Below are 20,387 nucleotides of genomic sequence, written 5' to 3'. Positions count from 1 at the left end.
GCGAGCGGCGGCGGAGCGTCAGACCTTGCGTACGAACTCGGACTTGAGCTTCATCGCGCCGATGCCATCGATCTTGCAGTCGATGTCGTGATCGCCGTCGACCAGGCGAATGTTCTTCACCTTGGTGCCGACCTTGACCACCAGTGATGAGCCTTTGACCTTGAGGTCCTTGATCACGGTGATGGTGTCGCCGTCCTGCAGCAGGTTGCCTACCGAATCCTTGATCACCCGCGCGTCATCAGCGCCGTCGGCATTCTCGCCGGCTTTCCACTCATGGGCGCACTCGGGGCAGACCAGTTGATCGCCGTCTTCGTAGGTGTATTCGGAGTTGCAATTGGGGCAGGGCGGCAGAGCGGTCAAGAGGTGTCCTCGGTGCAGGTGAGAAACCGCAGATTATATAGGGTTTTGTCCGCAGGCGCCGCTCTAGGACGCGGAGCGGCCTGGCAGACTGGTGTTTTAAATATTGGACTTGTTTTCCGGCGGTAGTTTGCCCGGATTGCCCTTAGAGCGCATTTTAATGGGCATTCACTTGTTGTGCGATAAATGGCTTACCAGAAATCTTGAGCAGATTTGTTTGACATATTTTACGGCTCGGGCAGACTGGTTGCAGATTCCGTTGCCGAACCGGGTAACGGGCAGCATCGCTGCAGCCCCTCTCTGGATGGAGTTGACCCGGTTCGAGCCGCCGTCGGAAGGCGGCACTCAGGCTCAGGATGAGTCTCGGTGCGCGGGGTTAGCCAAACAGGCCGCACGTGCTACAGCAGAGTGTTCTGCTGGCCAGCGGTCTGCACAGCAACGATAGGCCCGGCCTGTCCCAAGGTGACGTATGTCCGACAACAAGATCCGCAATACCCCCCGCAAGCCCGTCGTGTTGATGTCCATGGGCGCTCAAGAGCGCAAGGGCCACGACTATCAGGTAATGACCCACAAATACATCCAGCCCCTGGTCGAGTTCTCCGGTTGTGTGCCGGTGCTGGTGCCCACCTGCTGTGGCATCGACGACCTCGAACAGTACCTGGACATGGCTGATGGCGTGTACTTGACCGGTGCCGGCAGCAACATCGACCCGGCGCTCTATGGCCAGGAAAACGAAACGCCGAACAAGGGCCAGGACCGCGATCGCGACCTGTTCGATCTACCCTTGATCCGTGCCGCCATCGCCCGCGGTCTGCCGATCTTCGGTATCTGCCGCGGCATGCAGGAAATCAACGTGGCGCTGGGTGGCGACATCTACCAGAAGGTCTACGCCGAGCCGGGTTTCAACGACCATCGCGAGAATCCCGATGACCCGGTCGAGGTGCAGTACGCAGCCAGCCACAGCGTGCGTCCGGTGGCTGGCAGCTGGTTCGCCGAGTTGATGGGCAAGGACGAGATTCAGGTCAACTCCCTGCACGGCCAGGCCATTCGCAACCTGGGCAAGGGACTGGAAGTGCTGGCCACCGCCGAGGATGGCCTGATCGAGGCGATCCACGCGCCGAGCCTGTCCCCCTTCCTGTTCGCGGTGCAGTGGCACCCGGAATGGCAGGCGGCGAAGAACCCGGATTCGGTGAAGATCTTCCAGGCTTTCGGTGACGCCTGTCACCGCCGAGTCGCCTCGCGCAACAGCCGTCAGGCTGCCTGATCCGGGCCAAACGCGCCGCCGGCCCCTGCATTAGTAGGGGCTTGGCGGTTGCGGCCAGTTCAGGGTGCCGCTGTCGCTGAAGCGACGCGTGCCGAACAGGCCATCGGCGAGTTTGCCGCGCAGCACGTAGGGTACTTCCTGGCCGGGTTGATAGCCGGCCGCGCCCCAGGCCTGACGCACCACTGAAAACGCCGAAATACTCACCGGGACGCTCAGTACCGTCTCGCCGAAGCGTGGCACGCTGCCGCTCTGGTCGCTGACGCCACTGGCCAGCGGTTGGCCGTTTACGTCCAGATCCAACGCCATGCCGTTGAAGCTCACCGCGCTGTCATTGGGGTTCTGCACTCGCAGTTTGACCGCGAAACGCACTTCCAGGCCCTGACCGGGCAAAGGTTCCAGGCCGACCAGGTCGACCCGTAGCGGATCACGATTGCTCAGGCTGGCGCAGGCGCCCAGGCTGGCCGCGAGAAGGCTGATGAGGCAGAGACGGAGCAGACGAGGCATGACGATCTTCCCTGGACTTGATGAGTTCAGGATAGAAGACCGCAGTGCGCGCCATTAGCTCCCGGCACGTTGCCGGCTGCCCAGCACCAGTGCGATACCGCCGAGCACGGCGATGGCGCTCAAGGTCAGGCGCAGAGACAACGCTTCGCTCAGCAGCAGGCTGCCGCCGAGAGCGGCGAGAATCGGCACGCTCAGTTGCACCGTGGCGGCCTGGCTGGCGCGTAGTCCGGGCAGGGCGCTGTACCAGATGGCGTAGCCAACGCCGGAGGTCAGGGCGCCGGACAGCACGGCGTAGAACAGACCGGGCCCGTCCCAGTCGAGGTGTGGCAGCAGCACCAGCGCCAGCAGCAGGGCCAAGGGGGCTGCACGCAGGAAGTTGCCGGCGGTCACGGCCAGCGCATCACCCTGGCCACGCCCAAACAGCGAGTACGCTCCCCAGGCGATGCCGGCCAGCAGCATCAGCAAGGCCGCCAGCAGTGGTGGCGCACTGGCGCCGGGCAGCAGCAGCGCCAGCAGGCCGGCCGTCGCCAGCGCCGTGCCGAGGCTGGCGCCCAGCCCCAGGCGTTCGCCGCGTAGCAAGCCCCAGAGCAGCATGCTCAATTGCACCGAGCCGAACAGCAGCAGGGCGCCGATGCCGGTATCCAGCTGCAGATAGGCGAAGGAAAACGTTGAGGCGTAAGTGAACAGTGCCAGTGCGCCTGGCCAGTTACCGGCGATGGGTTGTCTGGCCTGCCTCAGCCTGAGCAACAGCCAGAGTGTCAGCGCGCCGGCGAGCAGGCGGATCGCCGTGAAGCTGGCAGCATCGATGTCGGTTTCACGCAGCGCGAGGCGGCATAGCAGTGAGTTGCCGGCGAAGGCGAGCATGGCAAGGCAGGTCAGCAGCAGGATACGCGGTGGCATCGTCCATCCTTGGGTGAAGGTCTGGTGATGCCGTGCAGCTAACCACGCCAGGCTGGTCGATGGCATTGGCAGAAGGTCGCAAGTGGCTGCGACCTTGGCCATTCAGGCAGGGGGCAGATGATCAGAAGTGCGCTTTGACCAGCAGGCTGGCGGTGTTCTGGTCGGTCGGGCCAACGAATTGGCTGACGTCGCCGCCGTCCTTGATGCCGTACTTGTTCTTCCAGTAGTCGTATTCGATACCCACGTAGAGCTGCTTCTCGCCCCACTTCATCGCCTTGCCCAGGTCGTACTTGATCTGCGGGTTGAAGTGCAGGTTGGCGTGGTAGTCGCCACGGCGGTTGCTGTCGTTGTCCACCACCCAGTCCATGAAACCGTCGATGAGAATGTCCGATTCGCCGACGGGGATGGTGTAGCTCCACACCGGGGTGATCTGCCAGACGTTGCTGCCGGGGCGGCTGCCGTCGGTGGTGCGCAGGTAGGTATTGAGCTGGAAGTAATCGAAGCCGGGGATGTCCAGGTCGACCGCCGGGCCGATCAGGTAGGACTCGACGTCGTCTTCACCGAACTCGTAGGTGGTGGCGATCAGCACGTCCTTGATCGGCCCGAAGGAGAAGTCGGCACCGGTGATCTTGCCCAGCGAGAAGCGCGGGCTGAATTCGCCATAGAAGGTATGGCCGTCACCCGCGCCGTTGGTGGCCTCGGTGTTGTACTTGATCACGTCGACGAACAGGAACAGGTCACCGAAGCTCCAGCCGCTCGCGTGCTCGAAGGTGATGGTCTGCTGGATTTCCGGGTCGATCTTGAAATCCTGGCCGTAGAGGTAGGTCAGGCTGTTGTTCTGCCACTGCATCAGGTCACCGGCAATGGCCTGGCCGCCTGCCAGCAAACCGCCGGCCAGTGCCAGCGAAGAGAGAGTGCGATTCATGGAAGCTCCTGGTGGTTAAGACGTGTCGTTATGTTTTTTTGCCTGCCATTCATGGCGGTCGCCCTTGCGGAGCCGACGTCAAAAGTCGCTCCCGGCGTTTTTAAACCTGTCCGTCTGGTCAGGCTGGTGCTGCTAGAGCAAAAACGGCGCCAATTCTCTTGATTGTGCATATCCCTTGCAAATCAAAAGGATGCGCGGAATTTTCAGGTTCGCTCCAGTGCCATCGATGCACCCTTTTCTGACCAAAAGGACAAAAACAGCCATAACTTGGTGCGCAACCGTCTGGCGGCCGCGGCAGCTGCCAATTTCTCAGCAGCTGGGCGTGGCGGCATCATCAACCTTGGTTCGCTGGTGGCGCTGGCGCCGGAAATGTTCAACGCCGTGTACAGCGCGGCCAAGGCCTATGTGCTGAGCCTGACCCAGACCCTGGCTGGCGAATTGCGCGGTTCGGGGGTGCAGCTGCAGGCGGTGATGCCAGGCGTGACCCGCACCGAAATCTGGGAGCGCAGCGGCACCGATGCGTCGGCTCTGTCGCCGTCGATGATCATGGAAGTGGGCGAGATGGTCGATGCTGCGCTGGCCGGCTTCGATCAGGGTGAACTGGTGACCATACCCTCGCTGCCGAATGCAGCCGACTGGGACGCTTTCGTCGCTGCCCGCGCTGCCTTGGGGCCGAACCTGTCGCGCAACCAGGTGGCTGCGCGCTACAAGTGAGTCCGAAGCAGTCTCGTTATTGGCTATGTGCACGTGAGTGACGGTGTAGGAGCGGCTTCAGCCGCGAATTTCGCGGATAAATCCGCTCCTACGGGTGCACAGTTAACTCAGGCATAGCCTTGTCACTACGCGTCCTGCGCCTGCTCGATCAGCAGGCGACAGGTCGTTTTCAGCAGGCGGTCGGACAGCTCCGGGTCCTTGACGCTACGCGACAGCAGCAGGGCGCCGACCAGGCTCGAGAGCAGCAGTACGCTCTGCTCGGCGGCATCGTCACCGCCGAGGTTGTCCTCGATCATGGCCAGACGGTCGCGCACCAGGGCGTCGGTGGTTTCGCTGGCCTCGCCACGTTGGCCCAGCTCGGCGGACATGGTCGGCAGCGGGCAGCCACTGCCGGGGTTGGCGCGATGCGCGCTGGACAGGTAGCTGGCAATAAAGCGTGGCAGCGGTGCCTCGGCATCCTTGGCCAGCGCCTCGGTGCTGCGGGAAAGTTCCTCCACCGCATGGCGCAGGGCGTTTTCCACCAGATCGTCCTTGGACTTGAAGTGGGCATAGAAACCGCCGTGGGTCAGGCCCAGTGCCTTCATCAGCGGTTGCAGGCCGGTGGCGCCGACGCCATCGCGGCGAAAGCGCAGGGCCGCCTCCTCGATGATGCGTTGGTGGGTCTTGGCCTTGTGGTCTTCCGAATAGCGCATGGGCTTTCTCGTCTATCAGATGCTGGCTGTCATCTTACACCTGCATCGCCGTCCTGGCGCGGCGCGCTCATGTCGAGAATAAGACAAGTGGTGGAGGCGACGCGTAGAGGCGCTCGTCGACATCGTACAGTCGGCGCTTCGGCCAGCGCGGTGGAACGGCCGACATGGATGATGCGGCCTTCGGCGCGTACCGGACCGGCTTCACTGCGCAGCGCGCGGATGTAGCTTACCCGCAGGTCCGCGGTTGTGTAGGCCAGGCCCGTCTTGAGCAGGGTATGCACGGCGCAACCCATGCAGGAGTCACGGAGTGTGGCGATGTAGCCGCCATGCAAGCTGCCCAGCGGGTTGTAGTGGCGCTGATCTGGCGTGCCCTGGAAGACGAACAGGCCGCTGGCCCATTGCACCGGGGTGAAGTCGAGCACTGCGTTGATCGGCAGGGAGGGCAGGTTGCCGCGGCCGATGCCGTCGAAGAAATCCATCGGCGACATGGTGGCCACCTCCGCCAGGCTGAGGATGCCCGGGGCGGCGAGTTGGTTGCGAATGGCCTGCTCCTCGGCAATCCAGGTGGCGAGTCGGGCATCTCTGGATAAGGCGGTCATGCAGGCTCCAGATAAATATGATGCTCGGTATTCAATGTTTCATATTGTGGTCGAAATATAAGTAGCCGTCAGTCGCTGTTCGTCGGCGCTTTTGGCCTTGGCCAGTTGCGGCTCGGGCGCCGTCCGGTGCTGCTTGCCGGGTTGAGCCTCTATCTGCTGGTGACCCTGGGCATGCTGCTGGCGCCGAACATCGACGTGCTGATCGGCATGCGTATGCTGCTCACCGCCAACAGTCGGGCGAAGATCAACCACGAGACCGAAGGTTTCGTGAAGATCCTCGCCGACGCCAATACCGACCAGATTCTCGGCGTGCACATGATCGGCCCAAGTGTAGGTCAACTGATCGGCGAGTATTGCGTGGCCATGGAATTCTCCGCCTCGGTCGAGGACGTCGCGCTGACCTGCCATCCGCACCTGACCCGCTCGGAGGCAGGGCGTCAGACGGCGATGGGGGTGCATGGCTGGACCATGCAGGCCTGAGAACTAGTAGGGCGCGCGGGGTCGTGCTGGTCGAGCGTCAGGCGGTTACTTAAATTGAACGATCGCATCTGAAAAAACCGTTATGCCCGCCTTCGCGGGAGTGACGATAAATAGCCGTTTCAGCGCGCAGCCCAATGCAATCCGGGAAATGAGCGAGAGCCCCGGATTTCATCTCATTGGGCTACGTCATAGGATGTGGTCGAGATTTACCGGCTCGCCCGGTTGGGCGTTGAGTTTGCTGCGGATGTCGGCGAATACCTTGTCGTATTCGTCGTGGCCGCGCATCACCGGGCTGGCGTTGGGGGGCAGGCCATGGCGGGCGGCGATGCGGGTGGCGACGCTGGCGAAGTTGAAGGCGACGTCGCGATGCAGTTCGAATTCCTCCTCGAAGTGCTTGCCGTCCACCTCGCCGACCAGGCGCATGTGCAGCATCGGCCCCTGCTCCGGGTCCTTGCGGACTTCGTAGTAGAAGTCCACCGAGAAGGGCGGCAGCAGGCGCATGTGCTCGGGGCGGTCGTTATTGTCGCGGTGCAGGTGACCGGCGGTGAACATGATCGTGCCCTCTCAGCGATAGACGATGCCCTTGCAGTCCAGGCTGATGCGCGTGCCTGAACGACCCTGGACGATGGCTTCGATATTTTCCAGCGAACCGATCACTGCGCTGCGGCCGGTATTGCGGGCGAACTCGCAGGCGGCCTGCACTTTCGGACCCATGGAGCCGGCGGCGAAGCCGAGCGTTTCGATGGCGTCGGGATGAGCTTCGGCGATGGGTTTCTGCGTGGGTTTGCCCCAGTCGACATAGGCAGCGTCGACATCGGTGGCGATCACCAGCAGGTCGGCATTGAGCTGTTCGGCCAGCAGCGCCGAGCACAGGTCCTTGTCGATCACCGCTTCGACGCCGCGCAGTTGGTTGCCGTCGTACATGGTCGGGATGCCACCGCCACCGGCGCAGATCACCACGCTGCCCTTTTCCAGCAGCCATTTGATCGGGCGAATTTCGAAGATGCGCTGCGGGCGCGGGCTGGCCACCACGCGGCGGAACTTGTCGCCGTCCGGGGCGATACTCCAGCCTTTTTCGGCGGCCAGGCGTTCGGCCTCCTCTTTGCTGTAGAGCGGGCCGATGGGTTTGCTCGGTTTCTTGAATGCCGGGTCGGCGCTGTCCACTTCCACCTGGGTGAGCAGGGTGGCGAAGGGTACTTCGAACGGCAGCAGGTTGCCCAGCTCCTGTTCGATCATGTAACCGATCATGCCTTCGGTCTCTGCGCCGAGTACGTCCAGTGGGTAAGGGTTAGCCGCATCATAGGCGTTACCCTGCAGGGCCAGCAGGCCGACTTGCGGGCCGTTGCCGTGAGCGATCACCAGCTCTTTACCGGGTGCCACCTTGGCGATCTGCTCGCAGGCGATACGTACGTTCTCTCGTTGATTTTCCGCAGTCATGGCTTCGCCGCGACGAAGCAGGGCGTTGCCGCCCAAGGCGATGACGAGTCGCATGGTGTTCTCCTTGTTCGAGGCGCCTGGGCGCCTGACTTCGCGTAGGAGCTGGCTTGCCGGCGACGCTGTTGCCAGTGGATCGCCGGCAAGCCGGCTCCTACAGGGCAATACTCAGATGTCTGCCAGGGTCGCCACCAGAATGGCCTTGATGGTGTGCATGCGGTTTTCCGCCTGCTCGAAGGCGATATTCCACGGCGACTCGAACACGTCTTCGGTGACCTCGATGCCGTTCTTCAGGTGCGGATACTGCTCGGCGATCTGCTTGCCGACCTTGGTCTCGCTGTTGTGGAAGGCCGGCAGGCAGTGCATGAACTTCACCCGTGGGTTGCCGGCGGCCTTCATGATCTCGGCATTGACCTGATAGGGCAGTAGCTCCTGGATGCGTTCGCCCCAGGCTTCCACCGGCTCGCCCATGGACACCCAGACGTCGGTATGGACGAAGTCGACGCCCTTGACCGCCTCCTTCGGGTCTTCGGTGAGCAGGATGCGTGCGCCGCTTTCCTCGGCGAATTTTCGGCAGGCGGCGACGTGTTTCTCGCTGGGCCACAGCGCTTTGGGCGCGGCGATGCGCACGTCCATGCCGAGCTTGGCGCCGATCAGCAGCAGCGAGTTGCCCATGTTGTTGCGCGCGTCACCCAGGTAGGCGTAGGCAATGTCGTGCAGCGGCTTGTCACTGTGTTCACGCATGGTCAGCACGTCGGCGAGCATCTGCGTCGGGTGGTACTCGTTGGTCAGGCCGTTGAACACCGGCACGCCGGCATAGGTGGCCAGCTCCTCGACGATCTCCTGCTTGAAGCCGCGGTACTCGATGGCGTCATACATGCGCCCGAGTACGCGGGCAGTGTCCTTCATGGTTTCCTTGTGGCCGATCTGCGAGGAGTTGGGGTCGATGTAGGTGACGTTGGCGCCCTGGTCGTAGGCGGCCACCTCGAAGGCGCAGCGGGTGCGGGTCGAAGTCTTCTCGAAGATCAGCGCGATGTTCTTGCGGGTCAGGTGCTGCTGCTCGGTGCCGGTGTACTTGGCGCGTTTGAGGTCGCGTGACAGGTCGAGCAGGTAACGCAGCTCGCGGGTGCTATGGTGCATCAGGCTGAGCAGGTGGCGGTTGTGCATGTTGAACGCCATGATTCTTTCTCCGTTGAGAATGCTGTGCGAGGGACGCCCCTCACCCCCGGCCCTCTCCCGGGGGGAGAGGGGTGGGTTGGGTGATCAGTAATCGATGGGGTCGCGGATGATCGGACAGGTCATGCAGTGGCCGCCGCCACGGCCGCGTCCCAGTTCGCTGGCGCTGATGGTGATGACCTCGACGCCGGCCTTGCGCAGCAGGGTGTTGGTGTAGGTGTTGCGGTCGTAGCCGATGACCACGCCGGGTTCCAGGCAGACCACGTTGTTGCCGTCGTCCCACTGCTCGCGTTCGGCCTCGTAGGCGTCGCCACCGGTTTCCACTACACGCAGTTTTTTCAGGTTGAGGGATTCGGCGACCACCTCGACGAAGGGTTTGTCCTCGCGGCGTACGTCGATGCCGCCTGGGCGGCTCTCGTCCGGGCGCAGGGTGAAGGGCACGATGGAGTTGGCCACTTCCGGGAAGATGGTCACCAGGTCGCGGTCGCAGAAGCTGAATACGGTGTCCAGGTGCATGGCTGCACGGGAGCGGCCTAGGCCGGCAACGATGACCTTGTCTGCCGCGCCCTTGGCGAACAGCGCACGGGCCACCTGGCCGATGGCCTGGTGCGAGCTGCGTTCGCCCATGCCGATCAGCACGGTGCCGTTGCCAATGGGCATCACGTCGCCGCCTTCCAGGGTGGCCGAGCCATGGTCCTGATCCGGGTCGCCGTACCAGATGTCGAAGCGTTCCTCGGCGAAGTCCGGGTGGAATTTGTAGATCGCGGTGGTGAGCAGGGTTTCCTGGCGGCGTGCTGGCCAGTACATGGGATTGAGGGTGACGCCACCGTAGATCCAGCAGGTGGTGTCGCGGGTGAACTGGGTGTTGGGAAGCGGCGGGAAGATGAAGCTGGCTTCGCCGAGGTAGGCGTTGAACATCTTCGCCGCCTCGGAGTCCTTGTGCCTGGCCAGGTCGGCGCCGGACACGCCGCCGATGAGGAACTCGGCGATGCGCCGTGGCTCCAGGGATTCGACGAAATCACGCACCTCTGTCAGCAGGCCAAGGCCGACGCTGTTGGCGGTGATTTTGCGGTCGAGAATCCACTTCAGGGCTTGCGGGTCGCGCACGGTCTCTTCGAGCAGGTTGTGCATCTCCACCACTTCGACGCCGCGTTCACGCATCTTGGTCATGAAGTCGAAGTGGTCGCGTTTGGCCTGGGATACCCAGATCACATCGTCGAACAGCAGTTCATCGCAGTTGGCTGGGGTCAGGCGCAGGTGGGCCAGGCCTGGCGAACAGACCATCACCTTGTGCAGTTTGCCGGCTTCGGAATGAACGCCGAGGGGCTTCTTGGACATGTCGAACTCCTTCTCTTACAGACTCAGGAAGCCGTCATACAGCCCGTAGGCGGCGATGGCGGCACCGATCAGCACGGCGACGAAAATCAGTTTTTCGAGGCCGGTGAAAATGGGTTGACCCAGCTCGCGCTTGGCCTTGGCGAAGAGAATCGCGCCAGGGGCGTAGAGCAGCGCGGAGAGCAGCAGGTACTGCACGCCAGCGGCATACACCAGCCAGACCGCGTACAGGGTGGAGATGGCCGCGATCAGCAAGTCCTTGTTGCGCTCGCCGCCGGCGTTCTTGTAGGTCTCGCCACGTACCGCCAGCAATACCGCGTAGGCGCTGGACCAGAAGTAGGGCACGAGGATCATCGAGGTGGCCAGGTACAGCAGGCTGAGGTAGGTGGAAGCGTTGAACAGGGTGATGATCAGGAACAGCTGGATCAGCCCGTTGGACAGCCACAGCGCATTGGCCGGGACGTGGTTGGCGTTCTCCTTGCGCAGGAACTCGGGCATGGTGTGGTCGCGGGCGCTGGCGAAGAGAATCTCCGCGCACAGCAGCGTCCACGACAGCAAGGCGCCTGCCAGCGAGACGATCAGGCCGATGGAGATCAGTTGCGCGCCCCAGGGGCCGACCACCTGCTCCAGCACGCCGGCCATGGACGGGTTTTTCAGCCCGGCCAGTTCGGCCTGGGTCATGATGCCCTGGGACAGGACGTTGACCAGCACCAGCAGCAGAAGCACGCCGACGAAACCGATCACCGTGGCCTTGCCGACATCGCTGCGCTTCTCGGCACGGGCGGAGAAGATGCTCGCGCCTTCGATGCCGATGAACACCCAGACGGTGACCAGCATCATGTTGCGCACCTGATCCATCACGCTGCCCAGTTCGCTGTTGCCACGGCCCCAGAAGTCCGCGGTGAACACGTCCATCTTGAAGGCGATGGCGGCGATGCAGATGAACAGCGCCAGCGGCAGCATCTTGGCGATGGTGGTCACGGTGTTGATAAAGGCCGCTTCCTTGATCCCGCGTAGCACCAGAAAGTGCAGCAGCCAGAGCAGCACCGAGGCGCCGATCACCGCCGGCAGGGTGTTGCCTTCGCCGAACACCGGGAAGAAGTAACCCAAAGTGGAAAACAGCAGCACCATGTAGCTGACGTTGCCGATCCAGGCGCTGATCCAGTAGCCCCAGGCTGAGGAAAAACCCATGTAGTCGCCGAAACCGGCCTTGGCCTAGGCGTACACCCCGCCGTCGAGTTCGGGCTTGCGGTTAGCCAGGGACTGGAACACGAAGGCCAGGGTCAGCATGCCGACCCCGGTGATCAGCCAGCCGATCAGGGTGGCGCCGGCGCTGGCGCTGGCGGCGATGTTCTGGGGTAGCGAGAAGATACCGCCGCCGACCATGGAGCCGACGACCAGCGCGATCAGCGCGCCAAGGCGGAGTTTTTGCGTCGAATCAGACATCTTAATTACCTCCGTGTCACGAGTGGACATAGGCATTGAGCGCGTTTGGCGAGCACTGCATCCTGACCTGAATCAATAGGTCAGGATTCGTCAACGCACATCCATTCCTTAAGCGTTGTCGAGCCCCTGACGAGCATCAGGACTGCAGCTCCGACTGACACCATAGTCCGAACTTTTCGTTACGCAATGATGGCCAGGCGAGATGGAATAGCGAGGAGGGAGGGAACGAACGGGGCGTTTGGCCCCGCCCGAAGCGCCTGCCGGGTAGGCTGGCGCAGACCCTAAGGTCAGGAGGAGAGAACACGGCGCCGGGCGGGTAGCCCCTGCAGGCAGTTGCGCCGTGTGGGTACAGCATGCCGCGGAAAGCTTTCAGTCAGCTTTCCACGCCGTTATCGGCTGCGATCAGCCGATGGTCATCAGGCTGGCGTTACCGCCAGCCGCCGCAGTGTTGACGCTCAGGGCGTGTTCCACCAGCAGACGTTCCAGGGCGATGTCGGTCTCGCCCTTGTTCAGGCCGTGTACACCGACGATGGCGCCCTTGCGCTGCGCCGCCTGCTCGCTGACTGCGCGCAACTGGTCGGAGTCGCCGTGATGGAGGATGGCGTCCAGCGCCACGTCGACGCTGTTCCAGTCGGCCACCAGCTGGATGTGCTTCTGCACCTCCTTCGGCAGTTCGGCATGCAGTGCGCGCTGGCTGTCCAGCCAGATCGCCTTGCTGCCCACGGCGAGGGTGGCGGCCAACTGGGCCAGCAGGTCGCTGCGCTCGTCGGCCAGGTTCAGCACCTGCTCGCGCGGCAGCAGGGTGTAGCTGTTGCGCTCGCCGGTCGGGCCGGTCAGCGTGTGGCTGCTGTAGCTCTGCGACAGCGCACGGTAGCGCTCGAACAGCGCGGCGATGGCCGGCTCCTGCTTGGCTGCCCATTCGGCGAAGGCGCTGCGCACTTTGTCCAGTTCGGCCGGAACCGGCAGGGCCTGCACCTCGGCCTGTTGCAGGTACTGGGCGACGGCTTCCTGCGGGCGAGTCGAGAGCAGACGATAGAGGTAGAGCGGGCCACCGGCTTTCGGGCCGGTACCGGACAGGCCTTCACCGCCGAACGGCTGCACGCCGACCACGGCGCCGACCATGTTGCGGTTCACATACAGGTTGCCGACCTTGGCCGTGCCGACCACCTGGGCGATGGTCTCGTCGATGCGCGTGTGCACGCCGAGGGTCAGGCCGTAGCCGCTGTCGTTGATCTGCTGCAGCAGCTTGCCCAGGTCCGCGCGCTGGTAGCGCACCACGTGCAGCACCGGGCCGAAGATCTCGCGCTTGAGCTCGTCGAAGCTGTCCAGCTCGATCAGGGTCGGCACGACGAAGGTGCCGCGCTTGATCTCGTCACCGTTGACGCGCGCCAGTTGAGTGACCTTGCGGCCTTTCTCACGCAGCTTGGCGATATGGGTGTCGATGCCGGCCTTGGCTTCGGCGTCGATCACCGGACCGATGTCGGTGTTCAGGCGCTCGGGGTTGCCGAGCGTGTATTCGGCCATGGCGCCCTTGAGCATGGTCAGCACGCGGTCGGCCACGTCGTCCTGCACGCACAGCACGCGCAGGGCTGAGCAGCGCTGGCCGGCGCTGTCGAAGGCGGAGGCGATCACGTCCATCACCACCTGCTCGGTCAGCGCCGAGGAGTCGACGATCATGGCGTTGAGGCCGCCGGTTTCGGCGATCAGCGGAATGGTGCGGCCCTGGGCATCCAGGCGCCCGGCGATGTTGCGCTGGAGGATGCCGGCCACCTCGGTGGAGCCAGTGAACAGCACGCCACGTACGCGCTCGTCACCCACCAGGCGCGCACCGACGGTTTCGCCACGGCCCGGCAGCAACTGCACCGCGCCGGCCGGCACGCCGGCCTCGCGCAGGATGCGCACGGCCTGGGCGGCGATCAGCGGCGTCTGTTCGGCCGGCTTGGCCAGCACGGTGTTGCCGGCGGCCAGGGCGGCGGCCACCTGACCGGTGAAGATCGCCAGGGGGAAGTTCCACGGGCTGATGCAGACCACCGGGCCCAGCGGGCGGTGGCTGTCGTTGCTGAAGCTGCGTGCCTGAATGGCGTAGTAGCGGAGGAAGTCCACCGCCTCACGCACCTCGGCGATGGCGTTGGCGAAGGTCTTGCCGGACTCGCGCACCAGCAGGCCCATCAGCTGTTGCAGCTCGGCTTCCATCAGGTCGGCGGCGCGTTCCAGCACGGCGGCGCGTTCGGCCGGCAGGGTGGACTGCCAGATCTGCCCACTGGCCAGGGCGCAGAGAATGGCGCTGTCGACGTCCTTGACGCTGGCTTCGCGCACATGGCCGACCAGGTCGCGGTGGTCGGCCGGGTTGCGCACCGGCTCGGCCGGGCCCGGGGTGGGCGTGTCGCAGCCGAGGATCGGGCCGGCGACATAGACGTTATTGGTCGACGACAGTAGCGCCGAGGACAGCGAGCCCAGGCGGTGTTCGTTGGCCAGGTCGAGGCCGGCGGAGTTGACCCGCTGCTTGCCGTACAGATCACGCGGCAGCGGGATGCGCGGGTGCGGCAGGCCGAGGGTGCCTTCCTGCGCGGCCATCTGCTCGACCTGCAGCACCGGGTCGAGAACCAGGTCTTTCAGCGAGATGCTGTGGTCGGCGATGCGGTTGACGAAGCTGGTGTTGGCGCCGTTTTCCAGCAGGCGACGCACCAGGTAGGCCAGCAGGGTTTCATGGCTGCCGACCGGGGCGTAGATGCGGCACGGGCGGTTCAGCTTGCCATCGGCGATTTTGCCGACCACCTGCTCGTACAGCGGCTCGCCCATGCCGTGCAGGCACTGGAACTCGTACTGGCCCGGGTAGTAGTTCTGCCCGGCCAGGTGATAGATGGCCGACAGCGAGTGGGCGTTGTGGGTGGCGAACTGCGGGTAGATGGCTTCCGGCGCGGCCAGCAGTTTGCGTGCGCAGGCGATGTAAGAGAGGTCGGTGTACGGCTTGCGGGTGTACACCGGGTAGCCTTCCAGGCCACCCACCTGGGCCAGCTTGATCTCGCTGTCCCAGTAGGCGCCCTTGACCAGGCGGATCATCAGGCGATGACGGCTGCGCTTGGCCAGGTCGATGACGTAGTCGATCACGTACGGGCAGCGCTTCTGGTAGGCCTGGATGACGAAACCGATGCCGTTCCAGCCGGCCAGCGATGGCTCGAAGCACAGGCGCTCGAGCAGATCCAGCGACAGCTCCAGGCGGTCGGCTTCCTCGGCGTCGATGTTGAGGCCGATGTCGTACTGCTTGGCCAGTTGGGTCAGGCCCAGCAGGGTCGGGTATAGCTCGTCCATCACGCGCTCGTACTGGGCGCGGCTGTAGCGGGGGTGCAGGGCGGACAGCTTGATTGAGATGCCCGGGCCTTCGTAGATGCCGCGACCGTGCGAGGCCTTGCCGATAGCGTGGATGGCCTGCTCGTAGGAGGCCAGGTAACGTTTGGCGTCTTCCTCGGTCAGCGCCGCTTCGCCGAGCATGTCATAGGAGTAGCGGAAGCCCTTGGCCTCCAAGTTGGAGGCGTTGGCCAGGGCTTCGGCGATGGTTTCGCCGGTGACGAACTGCTCGCCCATCAGGCGCATGGCCATGTCCACGCCCTTGCGGATGACCGGTTCGCCGCTCTTGCCGATGATGCGGTTGAGCGCCGAGGTCATGCCGGCTTCGGTGTGGGTCGAGACCAGCTTGCCGGTGATCAGCAAGCCCCAGCTGGCCGCGTTGACGAACATCGACGGGCTCTGGCCGAGGTGCTGGCTCCAGTTGCCGTTGGCGATCTTGTCGCGGATCAGCGCGTCACGGGTGGCCTTGTCGGGGATGCGCAGCAGGGCTTCGGCCAGGCACATCAGGGCCACGCCTTCCTGCGACGACAGCGAGAACTCCTGCAGCAGGCCCTGCACCAGGCCCTGACGGCCGCTGGCGTTCTTCTGGTTGCGCAGCTTTTCGGCGATGCCGAGAGCCAGTTTCTGCGAGGCCTCGGCCTGCTCCTTGTTCAGGCGCGCCTGCTCCAGCAGCATCGGCACCATTTCGGTTTCCGGGCGGCGATAGGCGCTGGTGATGGCGGCGCGCAGCACCGATTGCGGCAGGATGCTCTCGGCGAAATCGAGGAACACCTGCAGACCCTGCTCGGTCAGTGACTCCAGCGCTTCTTCACCGGCGGCAGCGGCCAGGCCGGCATGCTCGGCGGGCGTCAGGCCACTCTCGACTTGCTCCAGGTAATTGAAGATCGCCTGCTTGATCATCCAGTGCGGCGTGCGGTCGATCTGCGCAGCGGCCTTTTTCAGGCGTTCGCGGGTGGCATCGTCGAGTTTTACGCCAAGAGTGGTGGTAGCCATGGAGAATCCTGCTTGTCAGTTATGCACGTTAGAAATTGCCTGGAGCAATTTCGTCGCCTGCGACGGCCTTAAGGGTTGCCGCCTGTTGAGGGGCGGGCAGCAAAAGCTGCAGGAGATTAAACCTGCTCAGGTGCTTGGTGCAACCAGGTGCAACCAATTGTTTCGATCGTCCGACGGACGTTCGGTTTGCTTTCACTGCTGCGCTGTAACGCTTGTCTTTCAAGGGGTGCGGGCCATGAAGCGCATTCGGTGGCCTGGCCTGGAGCAAGATGAAACACCTCGATCAGGTCAGCTTGCCGATGCGCTGCATCATCGTGGTGCAACCTCGGTTATACCCATGGGCGCGAGTGCATCAATGCGCTCATCCGCATCGCTGACGCTATCGCGACTGGGTAACACCTGTTGAGCATAGACTGCCTGGCGGGGCGATATGGCTCCCGTGAGCCGAAAGGGTGCAGGGCGCGGATGGTGGCAATGAGTACTGTGGAGTCGGAGCGTGGAGACAGGAAGTGTGCGCGCCGGGAGGCGCGAGGGATGACGCTAAAGCGCGCCCAGAATCAACTGCGCCGCCACCGTGAACATCATCGCCGCCACGCCCAGATCGATCAGGCGCCAGGTCAATGGCTTTGCCAACCAGGGCGCCAGCCAGGCCGCGCCGAGCGCCAGAGTGCTGAACCAGAGAAAGGAGGCGCTGGCCGCGCCTGCGGCATAGGCGCCGGGTTCAGGTTGCTGGGCACCGAGCGAGCCGATCAGTAGCACGGTATCCAGATAGACGTGCGGGTTGAGCAGGGTGACCGCCAGCGCTGCGAGCATCACTGTGCGCAATGAGCGCGGTTCGCTACCGGCCGCCTGCAGCGATTGCGGGTGCGCGGCGCGCAGTAGCGCCTGGCTGCCATACCAGATCAGGAAGGCGGCGCCACCCCAGCGGGCGATGGCCAGCAAGGTCGGGCTCTGTGCCAGCAGGGTGGCCAGGCCGAACACGCCAGCGGCCACCAGCAGGGCATCGCAGACGATGCACAGGGCTGCCACTGGCAAATGATGTTCGCGGCGCAGGCTCTGTGCCAGGACGAAGGCGTTCTGCGCACCGATGGCCATGATCAGACCGATGGCCACCAGCAGGCCGTTGCTGTAGCTCTGCCACATCATGCCGGCTCCGGCATGGACGCCGCCGACAGGGCGCGCAGGGTGGACAGCGCCCGTTCGGCTCGTTCGTTGGGCACGAAGATATGGTCGTGATGAAAGCCGGCGACCACGTTGCAGCTGATGCCGGCCTGCGCCAGGGCGGCGGAAAAGGAAGCAGTAAGACCCACGGCCGCCAGCGACGAATGCACCTCAAGGGTGATCCAGGCGGCGACGTAGTCGTAGTGCAGACCATGGGCATCGGCGATTTCGCGCGTCAGCACCAGGCTCAGCCCTTCAGGCTCGCGCATGCTGGCGACCGGCTGCAGGGCGTTGCAGTCATGCTCGTCCGGGACGCAGCAGAACACGAACTGACCGGGATTGAGCTGCGGCGTCATGCTCTGCAGCAGGCGTGCGAGATTGGTTTCGCCAGACATGACGGGCTCCTGATGGCGTTGAATGCTGGCGAGTCTGCTGTGTGTGGATGTATAAGAGAAACCAATATTGCTGATCGCTCATTAGGAAAATCGATTGTTCGATTACAAGCTTCTCGCCGCGCTGGCCGCGGTGGTCGAGCAGGCCGGCTTCGAACGCGCGGCGCAGGTGTTGGGGCTGTCGCAGTCGGCGGTGTCGCAACGCATCAAGTTGCTCGAAGCACGGGTCGGCCAGCCGGTGCTGGTGCGCGCGACGCCGCCGGCGCCCACCGAAATCGGCCGGCGTCTGCTCAACCACGTGCAGCAGGTGCGCCTGCTCGAGCGCGACCTGCAAGGCCAGGTGCCGGGGCTGGATGAGCAGACCCTGCCCGAGCGTCTGCGCATCGCCATCAACGCTGACAGCCTGGCGACCTGGTGGGCGGCGGCAACCGCTGACTTCTGCGCCACCCGGCAGGTCTTGATGGAGCTGGTGGTGGAGGATCAGGAGGTCGGCCTCAAGCGCATGCGCGCGGGCGAGGTGGCCGCTTGCGTGTGTGCCGCCGAGCGCACTGTGGCAGGGGCGCGCAGCCTGGCGCTGGGGTCGATGCGTTATCGCGCGCTGGCCAGCCCGGCTTTTATCGCCCGGCATTTTCCCGCCGGAGTCACGCCAGCGGCGCTGGCACGTGCGCCGGCCATCGTCTACGGCCCGGATGATCAGTTGCAGCATCGCTACCTGGCTGCTCTCGGCATCACCGGGGCTTTTGCCTATCACCTGTGCCCATCGTCGGAAGGCTTCGTGCGTCTGACCGAAGGTGGTCTCGGCTGGGGCCTGGTGCCTGAGTTGCAGGTACGCGGGGAGCTGGCCAGCGGCAGGCTGGTGGATCTGCTTCCCGAGCGTTTCATCGATGTGCCGTTGTACTGGCACCATTGGCGCAATGGCGGCGAATTGCTCAGCGAGCTGACCGAACGCCTGCGTCGCGCAGCCGGCGGCGCGCTGGTGCAGGTGCAACCCGGGCCGTAGGGTTCGCGGGTTAGGCTTGCCGGGGCGTCGTTCTGGCCTCCGCCGACAGCGCACAACCGCGGTGGCGCTGCTAGAGTGCGGCGACTACAAGAATCAATGGTAGGGGATGGCGATGAAGATTCTGGTCACCGGCGCGAGTGGCTTCATCGGGGGGCGCTTCGCTCGTTTCGCGCTCGAACAGGGCCTGGACGTGCGGGTCAACGGCCGTCGTGCCGAGGGCGTGCAGCATCTGATCAAGCGCGGCGCCGAGTTCGTTCAGGGCGATCTGGGGGATGCCGAGCTGGCCCAGGCGCTGTGCCGGGATGTCGAGGCTGTGGTGCACTGCGCGGGCGCGGTGGGCGTGTGGGGCGACTATGCGCATTTTCATCAGGCCAACGTCACGGTCACCGAGAATGTCGTCGATGCCTGCCTCAAGCAGAAGGTGCGGCGCCTGGTGCATCTGTCCTCACCGTCGATCTATTTCGATGGCAAGTCCCATGTCGATATTCGCGAGGAGCAGGTGCCCAAGCGCTTCTCCGATCACTACGGCAAGACCAAGTACCTGGCCGAGCAGCAGGTGTTCGCCGCGCAGGAGTTCGGCCTGGAGGTGATCGCCGTGCGTCCGCGCTTCGTCACCGGCGCGGGTGATACCAGCATCTTCCCGCGCTTGATCGGCATGCAGCGCAAGGGTCGCCTGGCGATCATCGGCAATGGTCTGAACAAGGTCGACTTCACCAACGTGCACAATCTCAACGACGCCTTGCTCAGCTCGCTGCAGGTGGGCGGGGCGGCGCTCGGCCAGGTGTACAACATCAGTAATGGCGCGCCGGTGCCGCTGTGGGACGTGGTCAATTACGTGCTGCGCCGCCTTGAGTTGCCGCCGGTGACGCGGCATGTGCCGTTCCCGCTGGCCTACGCCGCGGCGACGCTCAACGAAGGCGTGTGTCGGGTGCTGCCGGGGCGGCCCGAACCGAGTCTGTTTCGCCTTGGTGTGGCGGTGATGGCCAGGGATTTCTCCCTGAACATCGACCGTGCCCGCGAGTACCTTGGCTACGAACCCCGGGCCAGTCTGTGGGATGCACTGGATGAGTTCTGCACCTGGTGGCAGGCGCAGATGGGACCTCAGGCGTAGATGCGTTGGCCGCGATAGATGCGTACCGAGCCGGTTGGCGCGCCGACTGGTATCTCGACGGCGGCCAGTGGGGTGGTCGATGCGCGCTGCGGTTGATCGGACAGTTCGGCCAGGCGCTGGCCGAGGCGGCGGGTTTCTTCATCGTCGGATTTCAGGCTGCCATCGAGCATGGCGCCGACTGCGTTGGGCTGGCTCAGGCGAATGTCCACGTCCTGCTCTTCGCGTAGACGGCGACGCAGCGCTTTCATGCAGTCCAGTACTTCTTTGTTCAGTTCCATTGCCACTTCTCCCGATTGGTTGAAGGGTCACGGGTTCAGGCCTTCCTCACCATCCGTAACCGCGCCAGCCGTAATCCTTCGGCAGGGACACATCTTCGTGCTTTGCAGAACTCTCAGGCCGCCTGCTGGCTTGTGAGCGACGCGCTATCGGCTCGTTCACGACGGAAGAAAAAGCAAAGTGCGTACCAGTTCATGTTTTGCGGAACTGCTGGGCTGCAGGCGAGTCGATGGCCCTGTCGCGCCCTTCGTCGGTGCGCCGCGCACCTGCTTGGCGCGACGCT

Annotated in this window: 16 protein-coding genes and 4 pseudogenes; 5 read left to right on the top strand and 15 right to left on the bottom strand. The window is 64.0% G+C overall.

The window, feature by feature from the left end:
• Positions 1 to 18 precede the first annotated feature (18 nt).
• Positions 19 to 360, bottom strand: a complete 342-nt coding sequence (locus PSOLE_RS13120; protein ID WP_074860176.1) for a zinc ribbon domain-containing protein YjdM — start codon at positions 358 to 360, stop codon at positions 19 to 21.
• A 466-nt stretch (positions 361 to 826) separates the two neighbouring features.
• Between PSOLE_RS13120 and PSOLE_RS13115 the strand changes: the two genes are divergently transcribed.
• Entirely contained in the window at positions 827 to 1,621 is a 795-nt protein-coding gene (locus tag PSOLE_RS13115) for a gamma-glutamyl-gamma-aminobutyrate hydrolase family protein (RefSeq protein ID WP_074860178.1), read from the top strand.
• A gap of 30 nt (positions 1,622 to 1,651) precedes the next feature.
• Here PSOLE_RS13115 and PSOLE_RS13110 read toward each other — a convergent pair whose 3' ends face one another.
• The 3 genes from PSOLE_RS13110 to PSOLE_RS13100 form a co-directional block, all read right to left on the bottom strand.
• Positions 1,652 to 2,125, bottom strand: coding sequence for an LEA type 2 family protein (locus PSOLE_RS13110; RefSeq protein WP_074860180.1), 474 nt, complete (start codon positions 2,123 to 2,125; stop codon positions 1,652 to 1,654).
• A gap of 54 nt (positions 2,126 to 2,179) precedes the next feature.
• Positions 2,180 to 3,025, bottom strand: coding sequence for an EamA family transporter (locus PSOLE_RS13105; RefSeq protein WP_074860181.1), 846 nt, complete (start codon positions 3,023 to 3,025; stop codon positions 2,180 to 2,182).
• A gap of 121 nt (positions 3,026 to 3,146) precedes the next feature.
• Positions 3,147 to 3,950, bottom strand: a complete 804-nt coding sequence (locus PSOLE_RS13100) for an outer membrane protein OmpK (protein WP_074860183.1) — start codon at positions 3,948 to 3,950, stop codon at positions 3,147 to 3,149.
• Positions 3,951 to 4,229: 279 nt separating this feature from the next.
• Here PSOLE_RS13100 and PSOLE_RS13095 point away from each other — a divergent pair.
• Positions 4,230 to 4,664, top strand: a pseudogene (locus PSOLE_RS13095) (SDR family NAD(P)-dependent oxidoreductase); the annotation flags it as partial.
• A gap of 125 nt (positions 4,665 to 4,789) precedes the next feature.
• Here PSOLE_RS13095 and PSOLE_RS13090 read toward each other — a convergent pair.
• Together PSOLE_RS13090 and PSOLE_RS13085 are read right to left on the bottom strand one after the other, a co-directional pair.
• Complete coding sequence (locus PSOLE_RS13090; RefSeq protein WP_003459546.1) at positions 4,790 to 5,356, bottom strand: TetR/AcrR family transcriptional regulator; 567 nt, start codon at positions 5,354 to 5,356, stop codon at positions 4,790 to 4,792.
• A 29-nt stretch (positions 5,357 to 5,385) separates the two neighbouring features.
• Positions 5,386 to 5,955, bottom strand: a pseudogene (locus PSOLE_RS13085) (PaaI family thioesterase).
• A 222-nt stretch (positions 5,956 to 6,177) separates the two neighbouring features.
• Here PSOLE_RS13085 and PSOLE_RS13080 point away from each other — a divergent pair.
• Positions 6,178 to 6,435 (top strand): annotated as a pseudogene (locus tag PSOLE_RS13080) (dihydrolipoyl dehydrogenase); the annotation flags it as partial.
• Positions 6,436 to 6,621: 186 nt separating this feature from the next.
• Here PSOLE_RS13080 and PSOLE_RS13075 read toward each other — a convergent pair.
• From PSOLE_RS13075 to PSOLE_RS13040, 8 genes and pseudogenes are all read right to left on the bottom strand, one after another.
• A complete protein-coding gene (locus tag PSOLE_RS13075; protein ID WP_003459552.1) occupies positions 6,622 to 6,987 on the bottom strand; it encodes a DUF5064 family protein in 366 nt (121 codons plus the stop codon).
• A gap of 12 nt (positions 6,988 to 6,999) precedes the next feature.
• The gene (gene arcC, locus PSOLE_RS13070; protein ID WP_074860188.1) at positions 7,000 to 7,926 is read right to left on the bottom strand and encodes a carbamate kinase; all 927 of its coding nucleotides are present in this window, start codon (positions 7,924 to 7,926) and stop codon (positions 7,000 to 7,002) included.
• Between the two features lie 111 nt (positions 7,927 to 8,037).
• Positions 8,038 to 9,048: an ornithine carbamoyltransferase gene (locus PSOLE_RS13065; RefSeq protein WP_074860191.1), complete on the bottom strand. Its 1,011-nt coding sequence runs from the start codon at positions 9,046 to 9,048 to the stop codon at positions 8,038 to 8,040.
• Between the two features lie 84 nt (positions 9,049 to 9,132).
• Positions 9,133 to 10,383, bottom strand: coding sequence for an arginine deiminase (arcA, locus tag PSOLE_RS13060; protein ID WP_074860192.1), 1,251 nt, complete (start codon positions 10,381 to 10,383; stop codon positions 9,133 to 9,135).
• A 15-nt stretch (positions 10,384 to 10,398) separates the two neighbouring features.
• A pseudogene (gene arcD, locus PSOLE_RS13055) lies at positions 10,399 to 11,826 on the bottom strand (arginine-ornithine antiporter).
• Between the two features lie 402 nt (positions 11,827 to 12,228).
• Complete coding sequence (putA, locus tag PSOLE_RS13050) at positions 12,229 to 16,164, bottom strand: trifunctional transcriptional regulator/proline dehydrogenase/L-glutamate gamma-semialdehyde dehydrogenase (protein WP_074860194.1); 3,936 nt, start codon at positions 16,162 to 16,164, stop codon at positions 12,229 to 12,231.
• Between the two features lie 540 nt (positions 16,165 to 16,704).
• Positions 16,705 to 17,307, bottom strand: coding sequence for a LysE/ArgO family amino acid transporter (locus PSOLE_RS13045; protein WP_074860195.1), 603 nt, complete (start codon positions 17,305 to 17,307; stop codon positions 16,705 to 16,707).
• Entirely contained in the window at positions 17,307 to 17,720 is a 414-nt protein-coding gene (locus tag PSOLE_RS13040; RefSeq protein WP_074860197.1) for an ACT domain-containing protein, read from the bottom strand. The genes PSOLE_RS13045 and PSOLE_RS13040 overlap by 1 nt, the downstream gene beginning before the upstream one ends.
• A gap of 94 nt (positions 17,721 to 17,814) precedes the next feature.
• Here PSOLE_RS13040 and PSOLE_RS13035 point away from each other — a divergent pair, with 94 nt between their 5' ends.
• Both PSOLE_RS13035 and PSOLE_RS13030 read left to right on the top strand, forming a co-directional pair.
• Positions 17,815 to 18,717, top strand: a complete 903-nt coding sequence (locus PSOLE_RS13035) for a LysR family transcriptional regulator ArgP (RefSeq protein WP_074860200.1) — start codon at positions 17,815 to 17,817, stop codon at positions 18,715 to 18,717.
• A gap of 112 nt (positions 18,718 to 18,829) precedes the next feature.
• A complete protein-coding gene (locus PSOLE_RS13030) occupies positions 18,830 to 19,828 on the top strand; it encodes an NAD-dependent epimerase/dehydratase family protein (RefSeq protein ID WP_003459587.1) in 999 nt (332 codons plus the stop codon).
• Here the strand turns inward: PSOLE_RS13030 and PSOLE_RS13025 are convergent.
• On the bottom strand, positions 19,819 to 20,106 hold the full coding sequence (locus PSOLE_RS13025; protein WP_003459588.1) for a hypothetical protein: 288 nt from the start codon (positions 20,104 to 20,106) through the stop codon (positions 19,819 to 19,821). The genes PSOLE_RS13030 and PSOLE_RS13025 overlap by 10 nt on opposite strands.
• Positions 20,107 to 20,387 lie beyond the last annotated feature (281 nt).

The organism is Pseudomonas oleovorans subsp. oleovorans (genome assembly GCF_002197815.1).
GTDB lineage: Bacteria > Pseudomonadota > Gammaproteobacteria > Pseudomonadales > Pseudomonadaceae > Aquipseudomonas > Aquipseudomonas oleovorans.
This window is presented reverse-complemented; position numbering and strand designations above follow the sequence as displayed.

Coding starts and splice junctions, on each gene's coding strand:
- PSOLE_RS13040 (WP_074860197.1), bottom strand. CDS start 17,720: ATGTCTGGCGAAACCAATCTCGCACGCCTGCTGCAGAGCATGACGCCG.
- PSOLE_RS13045 (WP_074860195.1), bottom strand. CDS start 17,307: ATGTGGCAGAGCTACAGCAACGGCCTGCTGGTGGCCATCGGTCTGATC.
- PSOLE_RS13115 (WP_074860178.1), top strand. CDS start 827: ATGTCCGACAACAAGATCCGCAATACCCCCCGCAAGCCCGTCGTGTTG.
- PSOLE_RS13105 (WP_074860181.1), bottom strand. CDS start 3,025: ATGCCACCGCGTATCCTGCTGCTGACCTGCCTTGCCATGCTCGCCTTC.
- PSOLE_RS13110 (WP_074860180.1), bottom strand. CDS start 2,125: ATGCCTCGTCTGCTCCGTCTCTGCCTCATCAGCCTTCTCGCGGCCAGC.
- arcA (WP_074860192.1), bottom strand. CDS start 10,383: ATGTCCAAGAAGCCCCTCGGCGTTCATTCCGAAGCCGGCAAACTGCAC.
- PSOLE_RS13075 (WP_003459552.1), bottom strand. CDS start 6,987: ATGTTCACCGCCGGTCACCTGCACCGCGACAATAACGACCGCCCCGAG.
- arcC (WP_074860188.1), bottom strand. CDS start 7,926: ATGCGACTCGTCATCGCCTTGGGCGGCAACGCCCTGCTTCGTCGCGGC.
- putA (WP_074860194.1), bottom strand. CDS start 16,164: ATGGCTACCACCACTCTTGGCGTAAAACTCGACGATGCCACCCGCGAA.
- PSOLE_RS13025 (WP_003459588.1), bottom strand. CDS start 20,106: ATGGAACTGAACAAAGAAGTACTGGACTGCATGAAAGCGCTGCGTCGC.
- PSOLE_RS13030 (WP_003459587.1), top strand. CDS start 18,830: ATGAAGATTCTGGTCACCGGCGCGAGTGGCTTCATCGGGGGGCGCTTC.
- PSOLE_RS13065 (WP_074860191.1), bottom strand. CDS start 9,048: ATGGCGTTCAACATGCACAACCGCCACCTGCTCAGCCTGATGCACCAT.
- PSOLE_RS13090 (WP_003459546.1), bottom strand. CDS start 5,356: ATGCGCTATTCGGAAGACCACAAGGCCAAGACCCACCAACGCATCATC.
- PSOLE_RS13100 (WP_074860183.1), bottom strand. CDS start 3,950: ATGAATCGCACTCTCTCTTCGCTGGCACTGGCCGGCGGTTTGCTGGCA.